Raw genomic sequence first — 21821 nt, 5'->3', positions numbered from 1 at the left:
CACGGTCCAGGGCCCGAACGCACTCGTCTCGTATCTTCTCCGCTCTTCTCCGCCCGCGCAGTGACGGTGGGCGGTTCCAGACAGCACCAGCGTCCGCTCAAGGCAGTACGGACGCCCGGCCATGGAGGCATGAGCAATGGCGCTTATCAGAAAACGATGGCTGGCCTCGGGCACGGCTGTGCTCGCCGCGTCGGCGACGCTGGCCGGATGCGGCAGCTCCGGCTCCAGTTCCGGCTCCACCACGTCGGGCAAGGACAGTTCCGCATCGGGGCTTGCCACGGCCGAGGCGAAGGTGGCGGCCCTGCAGGCCGTCGCCAAGACCTACCCCGTCCCCACCGCGAGTGTGCCGGGCGTGGACAAGTTCAAGGGCCGCAAGGTCTTCTACGTCCCGATCGTCCAGCAGGTCCCCGCCTTCGTCGCCACGGCCGGGTCGACGAAGCAGGCGCTGTCCAAGGCCGGCCTCTCGCAGCAGGTGTGCGACGGCAAGGCCCAGCCGACCGCGATCGCCTCCTGCGTCCAGCAGGCGATCACCGCGGACGCGGCCGGGATCATCCTGGACGCGATCCCCTACGGCATGGCGCAGAACGCCCTCGACGCCGCGAAGGCCAAGGGCATCCCGATCGTCATCGCGGACCAGAACCCCCCGGCCGGAGTCGAGAACAGCAACCAGGTGAGCTATGTGCCGGGTGCGAGTTCTCAGCCCACCGCCATGGCCTGGTGGATCATCGCCGACTCCAAGGGCAAGGCCAATCTGATCATCGCGCAGAATGCCGACAGCCCCACAGCGCTCAAGATGGTGGCCGACTCGCTGCCGATCTACAAGAAGTACTGCCCGGGCTGCAAGGTCACGGTCAAGCAGATCACCGCCTCGACGCCGGCCCTGCTGGCCTCGAAGGCGAGTTCCAACGTCCTGAGCAACCCGAGTGCCGACTACTACTACACCGAGTTCGAGGACAGCCTCCAGCCCACCCTCCAGGGCGTCCAGCAGTCGGGGCGTTCGTCGAGCATCTCCGTGTCCACAGCGGCCGGTTCGGTGAACGGACTGGGCCTGATCAAGAGCGGTTCGGTCAAGGCCGTCGTGGCCGCGGACCAGCTCTACATGGGCTTCGGCGTGACCGACGAACTCCTGCGCATGATGACCAGGTCCGGGCCCATCGACGAGGCCCAGCCCATACGGCTGTTCACCAAGGAGAACATCGGCAGCATCAAGGTGACGGCCGCGGCCCAGGCCTCGGGTGAGTGGTTCGGCGACGGTTCCTTCCAGGCGGACTTCGCCAAGCTCTGGGGCATCGGGTGACGAACGAGGCGCACACCGCGAGCGCCGGCTCGCGGACCGACCCGCCGGACACGGCACCGCGCCATCGTCTGGAAGTGGCCGAGCTGTCCAAGGCGTTCGGCTCGACCCGGGCGCTTCGCGGGGTCCATCTGCGGATCGCCCCCGGAGAACTGCACGGACTGGTCGGCCAGAACGGCTGCGGGAAGTCCACCCTCGTCAAGATCCTCACGGGTGTGTACGCGCCCGACCCCGGAGCTTCCATCGCGGTGGACGGGCAGCAGTTGGCGCTGCCCGTGCGCCCGATGCAGCAGCGCGAGGCGGGAGTCTCGGTCGTCCACCAGAACAGCGGGCTGGTGGACGACCTGACGGTGTGGGAGAACGTGCGGCTGGGGCACTACCGGGCAGGCCGGCTCTCGCGGCGGATCGACCGCCGCGAGGAGCAGCGGGCGACCGAGCGGGTCCTGGCCCGGCTGGACCGGCCCCTGGAGGTCGGCCGTCAGGTCGGGCAGCTCTCGGCGGAGGACCGGGCCGTGGTCGCCATCGCCCGGGCGGTGCAGGACCACCGCCCGGGGGGTGGGCTGATCGTCTTCGACGAGTCGACACGGGCGCTGGGCAGGTCCGCGCGGGCCCGTTTCTTCGAGCTGGTCCGGTCGCTCGTCGACGAGGGCACCTCGGTCCTGCTGATCTCACACCAGTTGGAAGAGGTCGTCGAAGCGACCGACCGGGTCACGGTGTTGCGCGACGGCGCCGTGGTCGAGGCAGGCCTGCCCACGAGCGAGGTGGACGAGGTCTCGCTCACCCGCCTGATGCTCGGACGTCACCTCGTCACGCACGGGAGGGTCGGGAGCCAGGTCAAGGACGAGGTCGTCGCCTCGGCACGGGGCCTGGCGGTCGGCCCAGTGGCTGGCCTCGACCTCGACATCCGGCGCGGCGAGGTCATCGGCCTGACCGGGCTGATCGGCTCGGGCTTCGTCGAGGTGGCCGAGGCACTGGCGGGGGCACGCCCGGCCGACGCGGGCACGCTGTCGGTGCACGGGCGCGACCTCGCGCTGGACCGCAGACGTGGCTGCACCGAGGAGTTCGTGGACGCGGGGGTCGCGTTCGTACCCGAGCGCCGCCTGGAGGCGGGGGTGGCCGGCGAGCTCTCGGTGGCGGACAACCTGACACTGCCGCGCGTGCGCGCCCGCGGCAGCCGACTGCGGACCGGCGCCGCGTGGCAGGCCGAGGAGACCGCCGCGATGATCGCGAAACTCGACATCCGGCCGCCCCACCCACAAGCGCCGGTCCACACACTGAGCGGCGGCAACCAGCAGAAGGTCCTGCTGGGCAAGTGGCTGGCCGGCGCACCGAACCTGCTGGTGCTGCACGAACCGACACAGGCTGTCGACGTCGGCGCCCGCCACGACATCATCGACGCGATCCGGGAGGCCGCGCGGGACGGCTGCGGAATCGTCCTCGCCTCGATCGACCCCGTCGACCTCGCCGTGCTGTGCGACCGGGTGCTGGTGTTCCGCGACGGCCGGGTCGCCAAGGAGCTGAGCGGCGAACTGGAACAGGACGCCATCGTCCAGGCGGTCTTCGGCGATGACACACAACCTCAAGAAAAGGGGCAGGGAGACTGATGGACGTCACCAGCCGGCAAGACACCGACACACCCCCTGCCGCGCCGAAGGCCGCGCGAACCGGGAAGCTGACATCGGCCTCCGCCCTCGCCGGACATTTCGCCTCGCGTTACTCGGTGATCGGCATCTGGGTGGCCATGATCGCGGTGTACGCCGCCGCGGAGCCGGGGGTGTTCCTGACCAAGGGAACCTTCCAGACCGTCTTCGGCTCCCAACAGGCCCTGGTGTTCCTCACCATGGCCCTGCTGTGCACTGTCTGTGTCGGAGAGTTCGTGGACCTGTCGGTCCCGGCGGTCTTCGGGTTCTCCGCCACGATCCTGCCCGTTCTGGTCGTGGAGCACGGGTGGGGAGTGTGGCCGGCGGCGTTCGTCGCCGTCCTGGGCGCGATCGTGGTCGGCGTGGTCAACGGCCTGCTCGTCGTCGTGGTCGGGGTGAACACCATCGTGGTGACCCTGGGCATGGGCACCTTCCTGGGCGGCATCGCCCTGTGGCTGTCGCACCTCAACACGGTCAGCGGTCTGCCGACCGGGTTCGGCAGGATCGCGTTGTACTCCGTGGGCGGGCTGCCGATCTCGTTCTACTACGGCGTGGTGCTGGTGGCGGGCTTCGCCTATCTGCTGGCGTTCACACCGCTGGGCCGCCACATCCGCTTCGTCGGAGCCAACAGAGAGGTCAGCCGGCTCTCCGGCATCCGCGTCAACCGGATCCGCTTCGGCTCCTTCGTCGCCTCCGGCGCCCTGTGCGGTGTCGGCGCGGTCATCTCCGTCGCGGCTCTGGGCGGCTACAACCCCACTACCTCCGACACCCTGCTGCTGCCGGTCTTCGCCTCGGTCTTCCTCGGCACCGCGATCGTCCTGCCCGGACGCTTCAACCCGGTCGGTACCTTCATCGGCATCTACTTCCTGGCGACCGGCATCCTCGGGCTCCAACTGCTGGGTCTGGAAGCGTGGGTCTCCTCGGTCTTCTACGGAGGTGTCCTGGTGGCAGCGGTCACCATCTCGACCTTGCTGCGCCGCCGCAGTCCATGACCGGCTCGCCGGAACCACAGCCGCGCGAGGCACACCGCCGCCAGGTGGTGTGCCTCGCGCACGACCGACTGCCGGAACGTGCTCAGGAGCGTTGCGGACGAGGTCGACGATCATCACGTGTGCGCGGTGGAACGCCATCCCGGACTCGTCCACCTGGTCTCCACGGAGTTGGTGAGGCCCTTGTCGCCGTCGGCGTGAGCCCTGCCGCAAGGGAACCCAGGAAAACTTCGCCACCTGGCCGCCCAACTCCTGGCAGCCGATCCCGACCACCTGGCATGCCGCGAGGAATCAAGGCTGAAGCCGACGGCCTCCTCGACGCCTTCAGGCGCCCTGCAGCTCGCCGTTCAACGCAGCTGCCAGCCGCCCCCTTGACTTGGCCGATCAGTCATCCGTATCGCAGTACAGGGGCGCGGTGTCCGCGTTGGCCTTGGTCACCAGACGGGCATCGATGTGTTCGATCTTGTCCTTGTCCTCGCCGCGCAGCAGAGCGAGCGTGTGTGTCACCGCCAGTGCTCCCAAGTCCTGGACCGAGTTGGAGACCGTCGCCGCGAACTTTCCGTCCTTGAGCGCGGCGAGTCCCTGGTCGGTGCCGTTGACGGTCACGATCTTCACGCTGTGGGCGCCCGCCGCATCGAACGCTTGCCGCACGCCGAAGGCCATGTCCTCGTTGGCCACGAACGCGTACCGGAGGTCGGGGTGAGCCTGGATCATCTTGGTTGCGGCAGCCTTGGCCGTCGCCCGGTCGAACATGCCCCGCTCGTCCCCCACCACCTGCACATTGGCTGCCAGGTTCTTGGTGAATCCGTCGACCATCAAGTTGGACGACGTACTCCCGTCGCCGGAGACGACACCGGCCTCGACCGGTTTGCCGGCGGCGTCGTCATCGACCCATTGGGCGTCCAACTTCCCTATCCCGGGCAGGTCGCTGATGACGGCGCCGAGGATCTTGCTGTCGTCCGACGGCGTCACCGCGATCAGCGCGATGGGTGTCTTCGCCTTCTGCGCCGCAGCGATGTCGGCGTCCAGGGCGCTGGCGTCCACGCTGAGCAGGATGATGGCGTCGACCTTGTGCGCGATCATGTCCCGCACGTTGCGCAGTTCCGCAGACTTGCTCCCGTGCGAATCGGCCGTCCGCACTTTTGCCAGGTTGTTCGATGTGGTCTTCGTGACCGCCGTCTGCAGGCAGGTATGGAACGAAGTGGTGCCCCCGTTGATGAACCCTAAGACGACAGGGCCGGTGGAATGGGCACTGTCGGTGGGATCCAGAGTGCATCCGGTTGCCAGGAGGCCGAGCCCAACGGCGGTTGCGAGCAGTCGTCTGCTGGATACGGGCATGAGGAGGGAGCCTTTCTGCTGCGCATGACGTCAGTGTCGAGGCAGACAGCGCTGGGCTGTTGCAGGGGAACCCTGCGATTGGGGACGAGGTACGGGGTTGTCGTCGCGGAGGCAGATGATGGTGATGCGGATCTGGGTAAGGGCGAACAGTCGACTTGACGAGGCACAGACGGGTCGCAGGATGCGCGTGTATTGCTCAGCGGGGCTAATTGGGTGGTAGCGCGGATGCGAAGGAAGCAGAGGTCGGACTCTGCGTGGCTCTGACGCCCAGGCACGCGCGTCCCACACCACGTCGTCGGCGGTACTTCGGGTTCGGCGTAGGCATCGCCAGTCAGCATCTGCACCAAGCCAGTACCGACCAGGCCGATCAACGCGCACTTCATCGTCGCGCTGACCGAGTGGGGTGGCCTTTCGACACCGTGGCCGGCGTAGTTGAGCACGGAGACCAGATCTCCGGCACGATCGACCACGTGACCCACATCGTCGGCATTGAAGGTGCAGGCGATGGACACCCTCGCGCCCAATTCTGCCCCTTTGACCTTGCGTAAAGCGATGCCGTCCTGAAGCGCAGCCGTTCTCACGAGGCTCGCTTTCGTCCGACGTTCACCCAGCCATGAAACTGGAACGTTCTAGTGACAACGCAGAAAATCCTTCTCCGCGTGATTGACATGATGGAGACGGGGGCAGAATTCATGGCCGAATTGGCCCAGGCGGAAGCTAGCAGAGTGAATCTCAGGGTGGCGAGGGCACGGTAGCGCAATCTTTGCTTGCGTTCTGCGCATGCTTGCGCATCTGCACCTCACCACCCGTCAGGAAGCCAACGCTTCTCCGCCGGCATCGCCTACGCCGCCACGCACAGGACCATTCCCCGGGGAGAATCTGGGGAGTACTCACCGCGAGGTCGGGCGCATGGCAGCCGAGAACGGCGTCGATCTCACCGTGACCGTCGGCGACACACTCGCCAAGCAACTCGCCCTCGCCGCAGGCGTACCGAACATCGCGATGGTCGGCGACAAAACCCGGCGTACAGCTCGACTCGTCTGCCGCCCCGCTACATCCGGCGGAATCCCTTGATGTCCGGGAACGGCGGATCGTGGTCGGCCTGCAGGTCCACCTGAAAGACGTTCAGGGCCATCGCGAACATCGAGAAGGTCCCCAGAGCGGCGACCAGGTCGACCAGCCCGGGCTCCCCGAAGTGCTCAAGTCCGGCGGCGAAGGTCTCGTCGCCGACGAAGTGCCCCTCAAGCGCCTCGGACGCGAAGCGGTGGAGGACTTCCTCGTCCGGGCTGCTGAACCGCGGCTCTTCCCCGCGGGCCAGGCGTTGCAGCGCGGCCGGGTCCACCCCGGCGTCGACCGCCTTGGCCAGGTGCGCGTTCCACGAGTGCTGCGCGTCGAAGTGGCGAGCGGCGACCAACAACGCCAACTCCCGCAGTCGCAGCGGCAGTGAGGACTCGCGGAGACAGTACGTACCGAGTGCTTCCAGGTGGTCGCCGAGCGCGGGGTTGCGCAGCCACACCAGGAAGGGGCCGCCGATGGCCCCGCGACGGCTTCTGATCCGCTCTCCGAGTTCAGCCTGTTCCGGGCCGGTCCCGGTCGGTGCTGACAAACGCATATTCGTCTTCTCCTTCGTGTCTGGTCTTTCGTGTCCGGGCCTGAGCGCCGGCTAGAACTCTTCGTGGCTTTCCGGGTCGAAGCCGATCCGGACGCGGGCGCGGACGCCGATCCGGGCAAGTTCGTCCGCGGAGAGTTCGAAGCCGAACACGTCGAGGTTGTCGCGCCGCCGCGTCGGATCGCCCGACCGGGGAAGCGGGACCGTGTCGAGCTGGAGGTGCCAGCGCAGGATCACCTGGGCGGGGGTGACCCGGTGGGCCGCCGCGACGGCCCCGATCGCGGGATCCTGGACCAGTCCCGTGCCGCGGCCGAGAGGGCTGTAGCTGAGGGTGGCGATGCCCTTCTCGGCGTGTACGGCGCGCAGTTCCTCCTGCGGGAGCTGGGGGTGCATCTCGATCTGGTTGACGGCGGGCAGCACCCCGGTCTCCTTCTCCAGGCGGTCCAGGTGCTCGGCGGTGAAGTTGGACACTCCGATCGAGCGGACCAGTCCCTCCTCGCGAAGCCTGATCATCGCCTTCCAGGAGTCGACGTACTTGTCCAGGCGCGGCAGCGGCCAGTGGATGAGGTAGAGGTCGACGTACTCCAGGCCGAGCCGGTCGCGGGACTCCTCGAAGGCGGCCAGGGTCGTGTCGTAGCCGTGGTGGCGACCGGGGAGTTTGGTGAGGACCCGGATCTCCTCACGGGGGACTTCGGCGGCGGCGACGGCCCGGCCGACGCCGCCCTCGTTGCCGTAGACGGCGCCTGTGTCGATCAGCCGGTACCCGATGCGGAGGCCGTGTGCCACCGCCTCCTCGGTCCGTGCGTCATCCAGGGGAGCGGTGCCGAGGCCGAGGGCGGGGATGACGCCGCCGTCGTTGAGGGTGCGGAGCGGGACGGGAGACACAGGGGCACATTTCCTTCTGCTGTACGGGGGTGTACGTACGGGGCTATGAGTGAGCGACCACCGAGGCGCGGTCGGCGGGGACGGTCACCGGGGTCTGCTCGTTGAGACCGTGGCGCGGGATCCGCGGAAGCCACAGCAGGCCGATGGCCGCGGCGGCCAGCCCCAGGCCGATGAGGAGCAGCATGAGCAGGGTCGGTGAGAAGGCCACGAGTGCGGGGGTGAGCAGGCCGAACCCGGCCATGCAGTAGCGGGCCATGCCGTAGGTGAACCCCTGGGACGTGCTGCGGATCTCGGTGGGGAAGATCTCCTGGGTGAAGATGCGGTACATGCCGTCACCGGCCCAGCTTCCGGCGACGGTGTTGAGGATGAAGAGGGCGGTCAGGGACGCCACGGAGAAGTTGCCCAGGATGGCCACCAGGGGGCCGACCACCAGGGCGACCAGGCCGAGGGCGAGGCACACGGTGCGGGACTTGGTGTCCGCGAAGCGCTGCAGCAGGAGCGCGATCACCAGACCCACCACGAAGGTGACCGTTCCGATCGTGCTGAAGACCTGCATGGTGGAGTGCCCGAGGTTGACGATCAGGTACGGGCCGAACTGCGTCAGCGTGTTCGGCATGATGCCGCCGATCACGAAGAACAGGGTGGTGGCCAGCAAAGCGGTCCCGTGCGGCTTACGGAAGGCCTCCTTCAGCTTCCGCGGCCCGGTCGAGTTCTTCTCGGCGCGGCTCTTCAGCCAGGCCGACGACTCTGCTACGCCGCGGCGCAGGAACCACACGATGACCGAGACCACCAGAAGGTGGCCGAACAGCAGCCGCGCGCCCAGACTGCCCGCATCCGCAACGAAGTTGGAGATGACCAGGGAGACCCCGACGCCCGTCATCAGCAGCGTCTGGGAGTACGCCACCGCCGCACCCTGGCGTCCGGGGGGCGCCTCCTCGGCCACCAGGGCCAGCGAGGCCGGGATGTCGGCACCCATCGCGAGACCGGTGACGATGACGCCGGCGAACAGGACGGCCTGGTTGGGGGAAAGGATGACGATCAGCGCGCCGAGGGCGTAGATCACCAGGTCGGCGGAGTAGATCACCCGGCGTCCGAAGAGGTCACCGAGACGGCCGCCGACAATGGCCCCGGTGGAGAAGCTCAGGGTGAGTGAGGCGCTGAGCGCGCCGACACTCCAGGCGCTGAGTCCGAGCTGCTTCTGCAACAGAATGACGGCCATGGAAAGGCTCACCATGGTCGCGCCTTCGAGATAGGAAGCCATGCCGCCGAGAGTGGCTATGTACCAGGGGCGGGGCGAGCTCTGGTCCTTGGGCATACTCGCTGATTCCTCACTACGTTGTGGGGTCTTCGAACCTGACCGGGGACGGGCCACACGGGAAAACATTCGGAGTTCGACGAGCTTTCCGCTCAGGCAGGGCAAGCAGCATGCCCACCGCCGTAATGCGCGGAATATCCGCTGAATGCTTTAGCTGGAATTCCTCGCACAGGGTTTGTGCGGGGCCACCCGGCGAACCTCGTTGTGGTGGCGCGGCGCTCACGGGCTCGTCGGCGGCTTCCCGGGTAAGCGGTCCGCGGCCAAATGGGCCGGGTAGGGAGACCGTGCCACCCCCGACGCGACGGACGCAAGAATCCGGTAACGCAAGATGTGCGTACGGAAATCGACAGGAGGTGGCCGCAGAGGGCTTGCAGCCGACGCCGACAGTCGCCGACCCAGAGGCATTCGTCCCTGCTCAGCGGCATCGCGAGCGATCGGTGAGGCACCCGCGGGAACCCGCCGACGGCCCGCCTCGCCGCCTCATCAGGATCCCCTATAGCGAACATAGGGGATCGTCATTCCCCTGGTCTTGCTGGTTCCCCGCCGCGAATGGAAGAGTTCCCACCGATACCGGGGAATCCCGGCTCGACCCTTGCACAGGAGCCTTGAGATGACGGACGCGAGCACCATCCTTCGACTGGACCGATCCCGTCGGGATGCCATGCTCGGCGCGGATGGCGAAGCCCTGGCGGCGCTCCTCGACGACGGAGTGGTCTGGATACACGGAAACGGCAACATCAACACCAAGGAAGAAATCCTTGATTACATCGGGAACGCCCGGACCAAGTATCTGTCGATCGAGCGCACGGAGGAGGACATCCGTTTCCTGGGAGGGCTGGCTTTCATCAGCGGGGTCGAGGACATGAAAGTGGAGGTGGCGGAAGGGGTCTTGGCCCTCCGTAACCGTTTCACCGTCGTATGGGAACCGGCCGGCGAAGAGTCGAAGATCATCAACTGCCAGTTCACCTCGATGCGCGAGCCCGCTCTGCAGCAGAAGAAGGCGTAGCAGCGGTTTCGGCCGGCTGACGTTGCGGCCGGCTTCAGCCTCGCCCGGAAAGACCAGGAGTCACCTTTGAACTCGTCCGCATCAGGGAATCTGCGGGTCGGTGTCGCCAAAGTCGACATCACACCCGAGGACCTGACCAATCTCAATCCGCTGGGCGGTTCGTTCACCGGCGTGCACGACCCGATCCACCTCCGGGCGCTCGTCCTCGACGACGGGGCGCACGAGGTGGCCCTGCTGTCGGCCGATCTGATCGAGGCCGGCGACATGACGCCGGTCCGCGAGCGGATCGAGCGGGAACTCGGCATCCCCTTCGACCACATCGTCATCACCGCGACGCACACCCACAGCGCCCCCCGGATCGGCCTGGTCTCCCCGGGAGCGCTCGCGCACGGGGGACCTCCGGAGTCGGACACCTACACCGCCTGGGTGTACGACAGGATGATCAGCGCGCTGAAAGCAGCCAGGGCGTCGTCCCAGCCGGCCCGGTTCGGCCTCGGCAAGGGGACCGCCGATGTCAACGTCAACCGCGACGAGTACATCGCGGGCAAGTGGTCCATGGGCGTCAACCCCGACGGCCCGTCGGACAAAACCGTCTGGGTGCTCAGGTTCGAGACCCTCACCGGCGACCCGATCGCGGTGCTGCTCAACTACGCGGTGCACTCCACCGTGGTGCTGGGCACGGAGGAGGTCAGCGCCGACCTCGCGGGGGCGGCCACCGCGTATGTCGAGCGGCACCTCGGCGGCGGTGTCGTGGCGTTGTGGACCCTCGGGCCGGTGGGCGACCAGTCGCCCAGGGTCGCCCTCGGCAAGCTGCGGGGCGCCACCGACGACGAGCGGGTGTTCGCCTACGAGGCGATGGCCGCCCAGGGGCTGATGGTCGGCGCGGAAGCCGTACGGGTGGCGGGCGGGATCCGGGAGTCGACCTCCACGGTCCGTATCGGCGCGGCGGAACGGGTGCTCGCCTGTCCCATGAAGGAGGGCGTGGACGTGATGGAGGACATGATCCAGGAGAAGGTCGACTCGGTTGACCTGCGGCTGGGCCTTGTCACCATCAACGAGGTCGCCCTGGCCGGCGTGTCGGGCGAGGTGGTGACCGACATCTACCGGCGGCTCCAGCGGGAGTCCCCCCTCGCGAACACCCTGCTGATCTCCATCGCCAACGACCGCATCGGCTACCTCGCCGACGACCAGTCGTACGCACGCAACACCTTCGAGGTCAACGGCTGCCCCATCGTGCAGGGGTACGCCGAGACCGGCATCGTCGACGGTCTGGTCGGCATGATCAGGGGCACGCTGCGGTGACCGGTCCCATGATCACGGCCGGCGTCGGCAAGTCGGTCATCGACCTTCCCCCCGACGTCTATCCCCTGGACGGGTTCACCGGCGAACACGACAGCCTGCACGCGAGGGCGGTCCTCCTCGACGACGGGTCGCAGCGCGTCGCCCTCGTCGTGGTCGAGCTGACGTCGATTCCCGACGACGCGGTGCGCGAGCTACGGGAGGCCGCCGCCACGGCCGGCCGCCTCGCCGGTGGCAACACCGTGGTGTGCGCGAGCCACACCTTCTCCGCCCCGCATCTTCAGGCGGCGGGAACTGGCGGACGGAGCGACGCCCTGCTGCGGGAAGCCGTGCGGGACGCCGTGGTCCGTTCCGTGACGCAGGCCCGGCAGACCATGCGGTCTGCCCGGGTGGGGTTCGGGCGCGGCACCTGCGGTGTCAACGTCAACCGGGACGTCCTCACAGCGGACGGCTGGTGGCTCGGCACCGACGAGAACGGCGTGTCCGACAAGAGCGTGGGTGTCGTCCGTATCGAGGACGACGGGGGGCAGCCGCTGGCGATCCTGATGAACTACGCCGTCCAGTCCTCCGTCATGAACGAGTCGCGCACGCGGACGGGCGAAAGGCTCGTCACCTCGGATCTGGCGGGCACGGCCTGCCGCCATGTGGAGGAGTCCTACGGGGACGGGGCCGTCGCCCTCTTCCTGATCGGCGCGGCAGGCGACCAGGCCCCGTTCCTCACCGCGAACCGGTATGTCGCCCACAGGGGTGGGTCGTACACGAGAGCCGACGTCCACGAGGCCGGTCACCTACTGGTGGACCTGCTCGGCGAGCGACTGGGAGCCGAGACGGTCCGGGTGAGCGAGGGGATCCGGTGCACCGGTACGGGCGGGGGTCTGCGGGTCGTCAACACCAGCACCACCGTCCACGCGCAGGTCGCGCCCGCCCGTATGCAGGACTTGCGCCCGGTGCGGAACTACCCCTTCCAGCCGGACGGCAAGGCGGAGGTGCCGATCGACGCGGTGCGGATCGGGGACATCGTGCTGGTCGCCCTGCGGGCGGAACTGTCCAGCGCGACCGGCCTCGGCATCAAGGAGGACTCCCCGTTCGCGGGCACCCTCGTCATGACGATGGCCAACGGAGCGGCCAAGTACATGGCGGATGCCGCGAGTTACGACCGCAGCACCTATGAGGCGATGAACTCCCGCTATGCGCGCGGATCCGCCGAGGCCGTCGCGTCGAAGGTCGGTGAGATCCTGGAGGAACTCCGCGGCGACGGTCTCTGAGTGCCTCTCGCGGGGTCCGCGGGTGGTGGGTCAGCGCGCGCCCAGCGCGGCACGCAGTTCGCCGCGCAACCACCGCAGCCCGGGGTCCGCGTTGCGGCTGGAGTGCCACAGCATCGACTCGGTAAAGCGCGCCCCGTCGTACCCGGGCACCTCCCGGATGGTGAAGCCGCCGGCCCGCGAGGCCCGCTCGGCGACCCGCCGGGGAAGCAGCGCGACCAGGTCCGTGTCCTGGACGAGCCAGGGCAGGTTCGCCCACTCGTCGGTCAGCACCGCGAGCCGCCCCTGCACCCCCAGCCCGTCGATGAGCCGGTGCGCGACGGTCGGCGTGCCCGACCTGCGGCTCACGCCCGCGTGCCGGAGTCCGGAGAGCACCTCGGCCGTCAGCTCGGCTTCCGCCGCCACCGGGTTGCCGGAGTCCAGCAGGCAGACGAAGTCGTCGCTGAACAGCTTCTCGCTCTCGGCCGGGACGCTGAAGCTCAGCGGGGCGATCACCAGATCGGCCTCCAGCAGGTCGCGCTCCGCGAACCCGTCCTTCAACGCGCAGAACTGGATCGACAGCGCCGGCGAACCGCTGCCGAGGCGGGCGTTCAGAGGGCGGCCGATCACACTGGTCGCATAGCCGGAGCAGGAGATCACAAAGCGACGTTCGCTGGTGAAGGGGTCGAAGCCGGCCCGGGTCCGGAAGACGCTCTCGGCCGCCGTGAGCACCTCGGCCACCAGCGGGAGCAGCCGGTGCCCCAGCGGTGTCAGTTCGTAACCGGCGGCGCCCCTGACCAGCAGTTCGTCGTCGAAGTAGCGGCGCAGCCGGGCCAGGTAGGCGCTCATGGTGGGCTGGCTCATATGGCACCGCTCGGCGGCCCGCGTCACATGCCGCACCTCCAGCAGCGCGTGCAGCGGCGTCAGCGCGTTCATGTCGAGACCGCCGAGATCCATGCCGCCCCTCCACGAATGCCCCGGCGCTCCTGCCGAGGTCAACAGGAATGCTAAAGCCCCAGGCTATGGCCGTCGCCCGGGAAGGTCGTCAGCCGCTTCGACAAGGCGAGGAAGGGCCGACTGGTACGGGCCCCTTGCGGGCGCGCTGACGCAGCCATCCAGTGAACCAGGCGAGGGGCGATGAGCAGGACCGCGATGGCCGCAGGCGTAGGGATCCGGTGCGGCAGGACGGGCATGACGACCACTCGCCGACGGCGGTCAGCGACCGGGCTCCGGCCAGGACGGCCGCTCCAGCCGTGCACAGCAGGGCGCTCAGCCACATGGACGCCGGCCTCGTGCCTGTACTGCCTTCCGAGGCAAGAACGAACTACTGCACATGACCAGGCGTCACAGGCGAACCCGACGGACCCCGTTCAGGCAAAGTCCCTGGCCACAACCCGTGTCGGCGACACTCGGCGAACGGCCGGCTCAGCCCCGCCGACGCCGAGTATCGACCCATATTCAGCCCTGCGGCACGAGGCGGCCTGACGCCTCGTCGAGGCGTCGGTTCTCGGCGTCGGTCAGCGCGAGTTCGGCAGCCGCGAGGAGCGCAGGCAGCTGCGCGGCGTTGCCTGTGCTCAAGATCGGCGCGACCACAGTGGGCCGGGCCGCGAGCCATGCCAGGGCCACTGTCGAGATCTGCGCCCCGCGTTCTTGCGCGATCTCGTCCAGCGCGTCGAGGACCTGAGCGCCGTGCTCGTTGACGTACTGCGCCGCCGGAGAGAACCGGCTACGAGCGTCGTCGCGCTCCAACCGGTGCTTGCCGGTGAGGAATCCCGAGGCGAGCCCCCGGTAGGGGACGGTGACCAGCGCGTGGTGCAGGGCGACCGGCATCAGGTCGGTTTCGAAGCCGCTGCGCTCGACGGCGTTGTAGTGCGGCTGAACAGCGACGGGCGGATGCAGCCCGTTCCTGGCTGCAACGTCCATCCACTCGGACACTCTCTTGCCGGAGAAGTCGGACAGGCCGATATGGCGGATCATTCCGGCGTCGACCAGTTCGGAGAACGCCGAGGCGGTCTCTTCGAGGGGGACGCCCTGGTCGTCGAAGTGCGCGAAGTACAGATCGATCCGGTCGGTGCGCAGCCGCCGCAGAGAAGCCTCAGCCGCGCGTCGGATGTTCGTCGCGCCCAGGCCGGGATACGCAGGGTGCTTCCCGACCTTCGTGGCGATGACCATCTCATCGCGGGCTCCGGAGGTCTTCAGCCAGGAGCCGATTATGGACTCCGAATCGAATCCGGCGATTTCCTGCACCGGCGGCCGGTAGGAGTCCGCGGTGTCCAGGAAGTTGCCGCCACCGGCCCGGTACGTGTCGAGCAGTCGATGTGACTCCCGGGTGCCCGCCTTCATGCCGAAGGCCGTCCCGCCGAGCGCCACGGGGAACACCGAAAGGTCGGTCGAACCCAGGGGACGGCAAGTTTCATGCATGGTCGATACTCCTGAAATGTCGAACTCCGTGTGGGGGTCGGCCGGCGTCTCTCCGGGCGTGAAACAGCGCCCCACGAGTGGGCGGTCACATGCCGCCGAGCTCGTGGGGGGTGTCGGATCCGGAATGTCCGTCTGCCGGCCGTGGCCACTCGAATGCGGCCGTGGGGGCGGCACAAGGCGGCCTCATGCGGTACCGCCAACGCGGTCCCGCCTACCTCTTACGTGGAACGGAGCCCGCTGACTGGCGCTGGCCTTACCTGGACCGTAAGGCCATGACGGCATGCTCCGAAAACCCCGCTCTGCCTGCGGCAGCGGGGACGCGGAGTCATTTCTTCTTGGGACGCTCGCACCATCCGGCAGAGTCATCGCCCACGGTGCCGACGTTGACCACTCCGGAATGGTGGGCCCAGACGGCAGCACGGGAGCCGACACGCGATGAGATCGGCGATTCCGATTCCACGATGCCTCCCTGTCGCTGCGGCGGCCGACGAGGGCCGCGGGTCTGTGAGATCTCAGCTTGGTCAGCTTCGGCCCCCGTGTCCAGCGGGTGAACGAGTTCGGCCTTCGATCGACCGCAATCTAAGGTTGTACGCAACGAAGGGACGGTTTCGTCCGGGGCGTACTACCGTCCTCACCGTGGTGCGCGGCCTCCAACTGGCGCTGGCGTTCGGACGCACCCACCGCAGGCGTACGGCCTGCCTTCCTGATTTCTGAGCCGTGATCGGCTCCCCTCTCTCCTCGCATCAGCTGTGACGCTGCACGCCCGCGGCCTGATGCCGCTTCGTAGCGCCGACGAACCCGGGGCCGCGATCTCGTCCGCCCGCATGCCACGACCCGCGTGGGAAAGGAACAGCCCCGATGACCATCACGGCAGACTCGGTACGCACGCTGGAGAGAACCCGCATCCAGGCCATGTTGGCCAACGACGTGGCCTGTCTGCGTAAGCTCATCAGCCCGCAGTGCTCCTACGTTCACACGACGGGCAGGCTCGACACAGGTGAGTCCTATCTGGCGAGTCTCGGCGACGGCCTCTTTCGGTATGAGGACCTGTCGGTCTCCGATCAGGCGGTCACACTGCAAACGGCCACGGCTGTCGTCGTGTACCGGCTCTCGGCGCGCATCGTGATCGACGCCGCGCCCGTGGTGTCGGAGAGCCGGTGTACCGCGGTATGGGCGGAGCGGCACGACGGCATCCAGGTGATCGCCTTTCAGGCGACCCCCGTGAAGCCGTAGTCGGCACACCGCGGCGCGCGGCGCACGATAACGGTTGCCACGTGGCGATCGGCCTACCGTGCCCGGCCTCGATCCGCAGGTGCAACTCGCAAGCGTGTTGCGCCCGTTCACTCATCCGGGCAAAACAGGTACCACCGACGACAGGCTCGAACTGCTCACAGGGGCCTATTGCCTTCGAGTAAACGTTGACTTAATCTGGCTGTCATATCGTAAGGAGGCGGAGAATGGTTGCGAGCATCAGCTCTGTGCTGAATCAGAGGCCGCGCCTGCCTGCCGCGTAGAACCCTTCGCCGCGCAGTTGTGCCCCACTTAGTCAGAAGCGGGCATATATAGCTGCGTCTGGGCGTCGCGCAGTCAGCCATTGGAATGCCGCTGATGCGGCAGTGGTTTGTAGCGCGACAGCTCTCTTGCGTACCCGCGGGTTACCCACGCGATGGCGCACATTCGTGCGTGACCGAAGACACAGGTCAGAGCATCACGTCGACGGCCAGTAGATCGCCGCCGATGTTTCCTCACTTGCGTGGGCGATGATTTATCACCCCAACCCGGGGGATTACACACGCGATGACGTGCATTGACATGCGATCGAACACGCAGGGCCGCTCATTGTGGCTCCAAGTGTCTCGACGCGCACTATCAGTATTGTGTCGTCGCGCATATGGAGCCGCATGTGCTTGTCAAAGAATGATGCGACCCCTTTTCCGATCTAGGCGTACAACGCGGTACAGCAAAGGCGTCGGACAAGTGACAGATATAGAGTCAGCGCGCTACTCAAAACGCGCAACCATACTCGGCGCAATGGCGTCGTACCTCGACGGCACGACGTCGGTCAGCGTCGGTGTCTCGATCGTTCTGTTCAACTCGGTCTTCCACCTGAGCCCCTGGATGATCGGCGTACTCGTCTCCGGATTCCAGTTGGCGTTCGCCGTCGGCGCGATCGTCGGAGGCCGGCTCGGGGACGTGTTCGGCCGGCGGGCGGTCTATTCGGCCGATCTCCTGATCTGCGCAATGGCGATGCTCGTCATCATCATCGCGCCGAACCCGGCGGTGCTCGTCGTCGGCTTCGTGATCACCGGGCTCGCGCTCGGAGCCGACATACCCGCCTCTGTCGCCCTTGTGTTCGAGGAGGCGAGTGCGGGCCGTCGCGGATCGGCCGTCGCCATGAGCCAGGTGTTCCTCTTCTCGGGCGTGGTCCTCACCCAGTTCATCGGTATCGGCGTGTCGGACCTGGGCGGTCTCGGCGCTCGCCTGCTCTTCGTCCACCCCATGGTCGTCTCGCTGATCGTGTGGTTCCTGCGCCGGGAGATGAAGGAGTCGCCGGCCTGGGAGCAGGCCAATGTGACCGTCGATGCGCGGGCGCGGAGGAAGCGGGATCTTCGGCTGCTCCTCAGGCAACCCTACGGAAGCGCGCTCATCGCGATCACCGTGTTCTACGTCTTCTCCTCCGTGTCCGGCAACATCACCGGGCAGTACAGCACCTACCTGATCACGACGATCTCGAAGTCGACGGTGCTCACCGCGACGATCGTGTCCGTCGGGACGACACTGCTGCTCATCGCGGCGGGCGTCGCATTCCAGCGGCTCGTCGATCGCACCGCAGCGAGGCGGGTGCTGTTCATCCTCGGCACCGCGCTCACCGTCGTGGGATCCCTCGTTCCAGTCGCAGCCGGATTCAGTCTCTGGTCGGTCGTCGTGATGCTCTGCGCGACCGGGGTCGGCTTCGCATGGGCGGGAGAAGGCCTGTTCCGCGTGTGGACCCAGGAGATCTTCCCGACGGAGATCCGCAGCACCTCGCAGGGCCTGACCTACGGCATCGGCCGGTTCGCCATCGCCGGATACGGCGTGTTCGTACCGGCTCTCGCCGCCAACGGCCCGACCGCGCTGATGGTGGTCATGGCGGCCTGCGGCGCGGTCACGGCGCTCCTCGGGCTCCGGTGGATCCCGCAGCTCACGCGTACCAGGCCCGTCGCACGCCCGGCCGGGGCCCCTCTTCTGCTGTCGAGGGCCAGAGGGTAGACCCGGCGATCACTGACCATCCTCGTCGGCATGCACACCGACAGCACACCTTCCCTACCGCAGGAGACACGTATGTCCCGTCCCAATCCCACCTACACCCTCGAAGAGATCCAGAAGGAACCCGATCGCGACTTCCCCCGGTTCGTTCGCGACGACGCCACCCGGCTGGGAGAGATCACCGTCGGCATCATCCTCGAATGGGGCGTGAACCTCTGCGTCGACGTCCACATCGGAGACGAACTGGCGTACCGGGCACAACTCGGTACCACCGGGCAGTTCAACGCCGACGTCATACGGCGGAAGATCCTGACGGTCAACAAGTTCGGCCACAGTTCGCTGCTCGCACGACTCAAGCGCGACGCCGATCCGAGCTTCGGCAGTGAACTCCCGGAGGAGTACGTCGTCGCCGGCGGCAGCATCCCCATCTTCGTCGACGGTGTGCTGACGGCGACCATCTCCGCCTCGGGCGAGGAGGACGCCCTCGATCACGAGGTCATCGCCGAAGCGCTCGACCGGTTCGCGGCGGAGCGCAACTGAGCGCCTCGGGGTCGGGTGGCGGGACGTCCCGCCACCCGACCCCGAGCATCGCCCAACGGACAAGCCGCCCCATGAGAGGTGCGCAAGGAATGAACATCGCAATCGCCGAGCAGGTCATCGGCGCCTGCGTGAAGCAGTCGGCCCGAATCGGAAAGCCGGTCGCGGCCGTCGTCGTCGATCTCGAAGGCCGGGTCGTCATGGCACGCCGCGCCGACGGCGTTCGAGACCTCGTCCTGCAACTCGCCACCTCGAAGGCGTACACGGCGGCGATCATGGAGCGTCCGACCCTCCTTCTGGAGCAATGGACACATCTCACCCCCGACGCACTCGCGCGGCTGTCGTCGCTCGGCCCCTATCCGATCATGACGGGCCCCGGAGGGTTCGTGATCAAGCGGGACGGCCGTCTGCTGGGTGCCTTCGGGGTGTCCGGCGCTCGCGGAGACGAGGACCAGTCCATCGGCGACGCGGTGCTCGACGAACTCGGTTTCGAGACAGATTTCGCCGCGTTCGACTGACTTCGGCCAAGACCAAAGAAGAAGGAGCTCATAGTGTCCAAGACCTACCAGCCGGTCCTGATTTCCCATCAGGCCGCACTTCAGATCGTCACGAGCGTGATCGCCGAGGGCTCGCGGCGCGGGCTGCGCCTGGTGGCGACGGTGGTCGATCCGAGCTTGCAGGTCGTCGCGTTCTGCCGCGCGGACGGTGCGAACCCTCTCAACGCGGGTTCGAGCCGACGGGCGGCGAAAACGGCGTGCGCGGACGACCGGCCGAGTGGATGGATGAGCGACCACGACGCCATCGTTCTCGCGCTCGCCGCGGGCAACGAGGAGACCAACATGCGCGGCGGCCTGCCCATCCGGTTCGACGGCGTCGTGGTCGGCGGTCTCGGCGTCGGCGGCGCGGCTCCCGATGACAACGAGGCGGTGGCCCGGGCCGCGTTGTCGAGTGTCGACGCCGATGACCCGATGTCCGTGGCGTGACGCACAAGGCCCACAAAAGGAAGAAGGAGCACACACGCATGGCGCCCATACGCAGAGCGATCGCCTCGACCGGGCTGGAGGTGTTTCCCGTCAACCTCGGCGGTACACCCTTCGGGCGATCGGCAGACCGACAGCAGGCGTTCGAGGTTCTGGACGCGTACCGCAGCGGCGGGGGGAACTTCCTCGACACCGCCGACGGCTACGGTGACGGGGCATCCGAGAGCGTCATCGGCGCCTGGCTGACATCCCGTGCGGTCCACGACGAATTCGTGATCGCGACGAAGGTCGGCAAGCACTCGCAACTGCCCGGCCTGCGGCACGAGAACATCCTCGCCGCCGTCGACGCCTCACTGAGGCGCCTCGGCAGAGATCGCATCGACGTCTACTACGCCCACTACGACGACGAGAGCGTTCCTCTCGCGGACGTCGCCGGGACGTTCTCGTCCCTCGTGGACGCGGGGAAGATCGTGAGCATCGGGGTGTCGAACTTCCGTGCCGAGCGAGTCGAGGAGTGGCTGCGGATCGCTCAGGACGAGCATCTTCACGCCCCCGTGGCGATCCAACCCCACTACAACCTCGTTGAACGTGCCTACGAAGGCGAACTCGGGGCGGTGGCCGCCAAGCAGGGACTCGCCGTCATGCCGTACTGGGCGCTCGCGTCGGGATTTCTGGCCGGCGTCGTGAGGAACGCCGCCCAGGCGGAGAAGCACAGCGAGTTCGCGGCCCGCTACCTCGGCGAGCGCGGCGACCGCGTCCTGGAAGCGCTCGACACCGCGGCCTCGAACCATCACGTCACGCAGTCCACCGTCGCACTGGCGTGGCTCATAGCCCAACCGACCGTGACAGCCCCCGTGGCCGGCGCCCGGACACCGGAACAGGTCGCAGGACTCGTCGAGGCGGCAACGCTCGATCTCACCCCGGAGGAACTCGACGCGCTCTCGGCCGCCTCACGCTGAGTCGCCCCCGCGAGTATCGAGGGACCCCCCGGGACACCCACACAGAAGGAACGAAGGTTGAACTCCACACCGCCCAGGAACGACGTCATGCGCTGGGGTGTCGTCGGTACCGGTTACATCGCCAACACGGTGTTGCCCGACATGATCGCGACCGAGGGCCTCGCCGTCACCGCGGTGTGCTCGCGTGACGCGGGCAGGGCTGCAGCGTTCGCTCAGAAATGGTCCATTCCCAGGGCGTTCGACGACCCGGAGGCACTCTTCGCGGATCCGGACATCGACGTCGTCTACGTGGGAACACCGGTGAGCACGCACTTCCCCCTCGCGCGGGCGGCTCTCCTGGCCGGCAAGTCCGTTCTCGTCGAGAAGCCGTTCACGCTCGACGCGCAGGAAGCCAGGGAACTGGTCGCGCTCGCCCGGTCGCGGAACGCCTTCCTCATGGAAGCGACGTGGACGCGCTTCAACGCGGTCGTCAAAGCCGCTACGGAACACGTCGCGAACGGCGTGATCGGTGACATCCGCACCGTCACGACCAACTTCGGTCGCAACCTGGATTCCGCCCACAACGCGTGGCGCGCCGAGCTGGGCGGAGGAGCGCTTCTGGATCTCGGCATCTACAACGTCGCGCTGACCCACCACTTCCTGGGCGGCGCGCCGATCCGGATCAGCGCGTCGGGGACGTCCGCGGACGGCTTCGACACATCCTGTGCCGCCACCATGGAGTACTCGGAGGGCCGGTTCGCACAGCTTTCCTGCTCGATGACCAGCTGGCTTCCCCAGCACGCGGTGATCGGTGGTACCGCCGGCGCCATCACCCTCCCGGGCTTCGTGAACCCATGGACCTACGAGCTCGCGATCGGCGACGACCGCGAGACCGTCACGATCCAGCCGGAGGGGGCCGGATACACCCCGATGTTCCGAGCGGTGACCCGCGCCGTCTCCGGCGGACACACGGAGGCGGCTGAGAACCCCCTCGAAGACACGGTTGCCGTCATGGAGAGCATCGACGCCATCCGACGTCAGGTGCTCGCGGGCGGCGCCGACTGAGCGCGGCGCACGAACCCA

General features: G+C 67.6%; 20 protein-coding genes. 14 read left to right on the top strand and 6 right to left on the bottom strand.

Going from position 1 to position 21821, the window contains the following annotated elements; translation table 11 throughout:
* Nucleotides 1-136 precede the first annotated feature (136 nt).
* The 3 genes from OG223_RS36340 to OG223_RS36330 are packed head-to-tail and all read left to right on the top strand — an operon-like array spanning nucleotide 137 to nucleotide 3926.
* Nucleotides 137-1297: a sugar ABC transporter substrate-binding protein gene (locus OG223_RS36340; protein ID WP_329257956.1), complete on the top strand. Its 1161-nt coding sequence runs from the start codon at nucleotides 137-139 to the stop codon at nucleotides 1295-1297.
* Nucleotides 1294-2898: a sugar ABC transporter ATP-binding protein gene (locus OG223_RS36335; protein WP_329243713.1), complete on the top strand. Its 1605-nt coding sequence runs from the start codon at nucleotides 1294-1296 to the stop codon at nucleotides 2896-2898. Before OG223_RS36340 ends, OG223_RS36335 begins: the two co-directional genes overlap by 4 nt.
* On the top strand, nucleotides 2898-3926 hold the full coding sequence (locus OG223_RS36330; protein WP_329243716.1) for an ABC transporter permease: 1029 nt from the start codon (nucleotides 2898-2900) through the stop codon (nucleotides 3924-3926). Before OG223_RS36335 ends, OG223_RS36330 begins: the two co-directional genes overlap by 1 nt.
* A 381-nt stretch (nucleotides 3927-4307) precedes the next feature.
* On the opposite strand, the gene OG223_RS36325 is transcribed toward OG223_RS36330, so the two are convergent.
* Nucleotides 4308-5261, bottom strand: coding sequence for a sugar ABC transporter substrate-binding protein (locus OG223_RS36325; RefSeq protein ID WP_329257954.1), 954 nt, complete (start codon nucleotides 5259-5261; stop codon nucleotides 4308-4310).
* A gap of 909 nt (nucleotides 5262-6170) precedes the next feature.
* Here OG223_RS36325 and OG223_RS36320 point away from each other — a divergent pair.
* Nucleotides 6171-6335: a hypothetical protein gene (locus OG223_RS36320; RefSeq protein WP_329257952.1), complete on the top strand. Its 165-nt coding sequence runs from the start codon at nucleotides 6171-6173 to the stop codon at nucleotides 6333-6335.
* Here the strand turns inward: OG223_RS36320 and OG223_RS36315 are convergent.
* Genes OG223_RS36315 through OG223_RS36305 form a run of 3 tightly spaced genes read right to left on the bottom strand, consistent with a single transcriptional unit; the run spans nucleotide 6313 to nucleotide 9070 of the window.
* The gene (locus tag OG223_RS36315; protein ID WP_329257950.1) at nucleotides 6313-6873 is read right to left on the bottom strand and encodes a carboxymuconolactone decarboxylase family protein; all 561 of its coding nucleotides are present in this window, start codon (nucleotides 6871-6873) and stop codon (nucleotides 6313-6315) included. The genes OG223_RS36320 and OG223_RS36315 overlap by 23 nt on opposite strands.
* A gap of 51 nt (nucleotides 6874-6924) precedes the next feature.
* On the bottom strand, nucleotides 6925-7755 hold the full coding sequence (locus OG223_RS36310) for an aldo/keto reductase (RefSeq protein ID WP_329257947.1): 831 nt from the start codon (nucleotides 7753-7755) through the stop codon (nucleotides 6925-6927).
* Between the two features lie 43 nt (nucleotides 7756-7798).
* The gene (locus OG223_RS36305; protein WP_329257944.1) at nucleotides 7799-9070 is read right to left on the bottom strand and encodes an MFS transporter; all 1272 of its coding nucleotides are present in this window, start codon (nucleotides 9068-9070) and stop codon (nucleotides 7799-7801) included.
* 610 nt (nucleotides 9071-9680) lie between these two features.
* Here OG223_RS36305 and OG223_RS36300 point away from each other — a divergent pair.
* The 3 genes from OG223_RS36300 (at nucleotide 9681) to OG223_RS36290 (ending at nucleotide 12640) form a co-directional block, all read left to right on the top strand.
* Nucleotides 9681-10076 carry a nuclear transport factor 2 family protein gene (locus tag OG223_RS36300; protein WP_329257941.1) on the top strand — a complete coding sequence of 132 codons (396 nt, stop codon included), beginning with the start codon at nucleotides 9681-9683 and terminating at the stop codon, nucleotides 10074-10076.
* 66 nt (nucleotides 10077-10142) lie between these two features.
* A complete protein-coding gene (locus tag OG223_RS36295) occupies nucleotides 10143-11378 on the top strand; it encodes a neutral/alkaline non-lysosomal ceramidase N-terminal domain-containing protein (RefSeq protein WP_329257938.1) in 1236 nt (411 codons plus the stop codon).
* Entirely contained in the window at nucleotides 11375-12640 is a 1266-nt protein-coding gene (locus OG223_RS36290; RefSeq protein WP_329257935.1) for a hypothetical protein, read from the top strand. The genes OG223_RS36295 and OG223_RS36290 overlap by 4 nt, the downstream gene beginning before the upstream one ends.
* A gap of 30 nt (nucleotides 12641-12670) precedes the next feature.
* Here OG223_RS36290 and OG223_RS36285 read toward each other — a convergent pair whose 3' ends face one another.
* Both OG223_RS36285 and OG223_RS36280 read right to left on the bottom strand, forming a co-directional pair.
* Nucleotides 12671-13573 (bottom strand): LysR family transcriptional regulator, encoded by a 903-nt coding sequence (locus tag OG223_RS36285; protein ID WP_329257932.1) that lies wholly within the window; start codon nucleotides 13571-13573, stop codon nucleotides 12671-12673.
* A 501-nt stretch (nucleotides 13574-14074) separates the two neighbouring features.
* The gene (locus OG223_RS36280) at nucleotides 14075-15037 is read right to left on the bottom strand and encodes an aldo/keto reductase (protein ID WP_329265658.1); all 963 of its coding nucleotides are present in this window, start codon (nucleotides 15035-15037) and stop codon (nucleotides 14075-14077) included.
* Between the two features lie 858 nt (nucleotides 15038-15895).
* On the opposite strand from OG223_RS36280, the gene OG223_RS36275 reads away from it, so the two are divergent.
* The 7 genes from OG223_RS36275 (at nucleotide 15896) to OG223_RS36245 (ending at nucleotide 21803) form a co-directional block, all read left to right on the top strand.
* The gene (locus OG223_RS36275; RefSeq protein WP_329257929.1) at nucleotides 15896-16270 is read left to right on the top strand and encodes a nuclear transport factor 2 family protein; all 375 of its coding nucleotides are present in this window, start codon (nucleotides 15896-15898) and stop codon (nucleotides 16268-16270) included.
* 798 nt (nucleotides 16271-17068) lie between these two features.
* Nucleotides 17069-18286, top strand: coding sequence for an MFS transporter (locus OG223_RS36270; protein ID WP_329257926.1), 1218 nt, complete (start codon nucleotides 17069-17071; stop codon nucleotides 18284-18286).
* A 72-nt stretch (nucleotides 18287-18358) separates the two neighbouring features.
* The gene (locus OG223_RS36265) at nucleotides 18359-18823 is read left to right on the top strand and encodes a heme-binding protein (RefSeq protein ID WP_329257923.1); all 465 of its coding nucleotides are present in this window, start codon (nucleotides 18359-18361) and stop codon (nucleotides 18821-18823) included.
* Between the two features lie 89 nt (nucleotides 18824-18912).
* Complete coding sequence (locus tag OG223_RS36260) at nucleotides 18913-19338, top strand: GlcG/HbpS family heme-binding protein (RefSeq protein ID WP_329257920.1); 426 nt, start codon at nucleotides 18913-18915, stop codon at nucleotides 19336-19338.
* A gap of 33 nt (nucleotides 19339-19371) precedes the next feature.
* Nucleotides 19372-19803 carry a heme-binding protein gene (locus tag OG223_RS36255; RefSeq protein ID WP_329257917.1) on the top strand — a complete coding sequence of 144 codons (432 nt, stop codon included), beginning with the start codon at nucleotides 19372-19374 and terminating at the stop codon, nucleotides 19801-19803.
* Nucleotides 19804-19841: 38 nt separating this feature from the next.
* Entirely contained in the window at nucleotides 19842-20759 is a 918-nt protein-coding gene (locus OG223_RS36250; RefSeq protein WP_329257914.1) for an aldo/keto reductase, read from the top strand.
* Between the two features lie 57 nt (nucleotides 20760-20816).
* The gene (locus OG223_RS36245) at nucleotides 20817-21803 is read left to right on the top strand and encodes a Gfo/Idh/MocA family protein (protein WP_329257912.1); all 987 of its coding nucleotides are present in this window, start codon (nucleotides 20817-20819) and stop codon (nucleotides 21801-21803) included.
* Nucleotides 21804-21821 lie beyond the last annotated feature (18 nt).

It is taken from the genome of Streptomyces sp. NBC_01478, from assembly GCF_036227225.1.
Taxonomy (GTDB): Bacteria; Actinomycetota; Actinomycetes; order Streptomycetales; family Streptomycetaceae; genus Streptomyces.
Note: the sequence above shows the minus strand (reverse complement) of the source record. Positions and strands in the feature narration are given on the sequence as shown.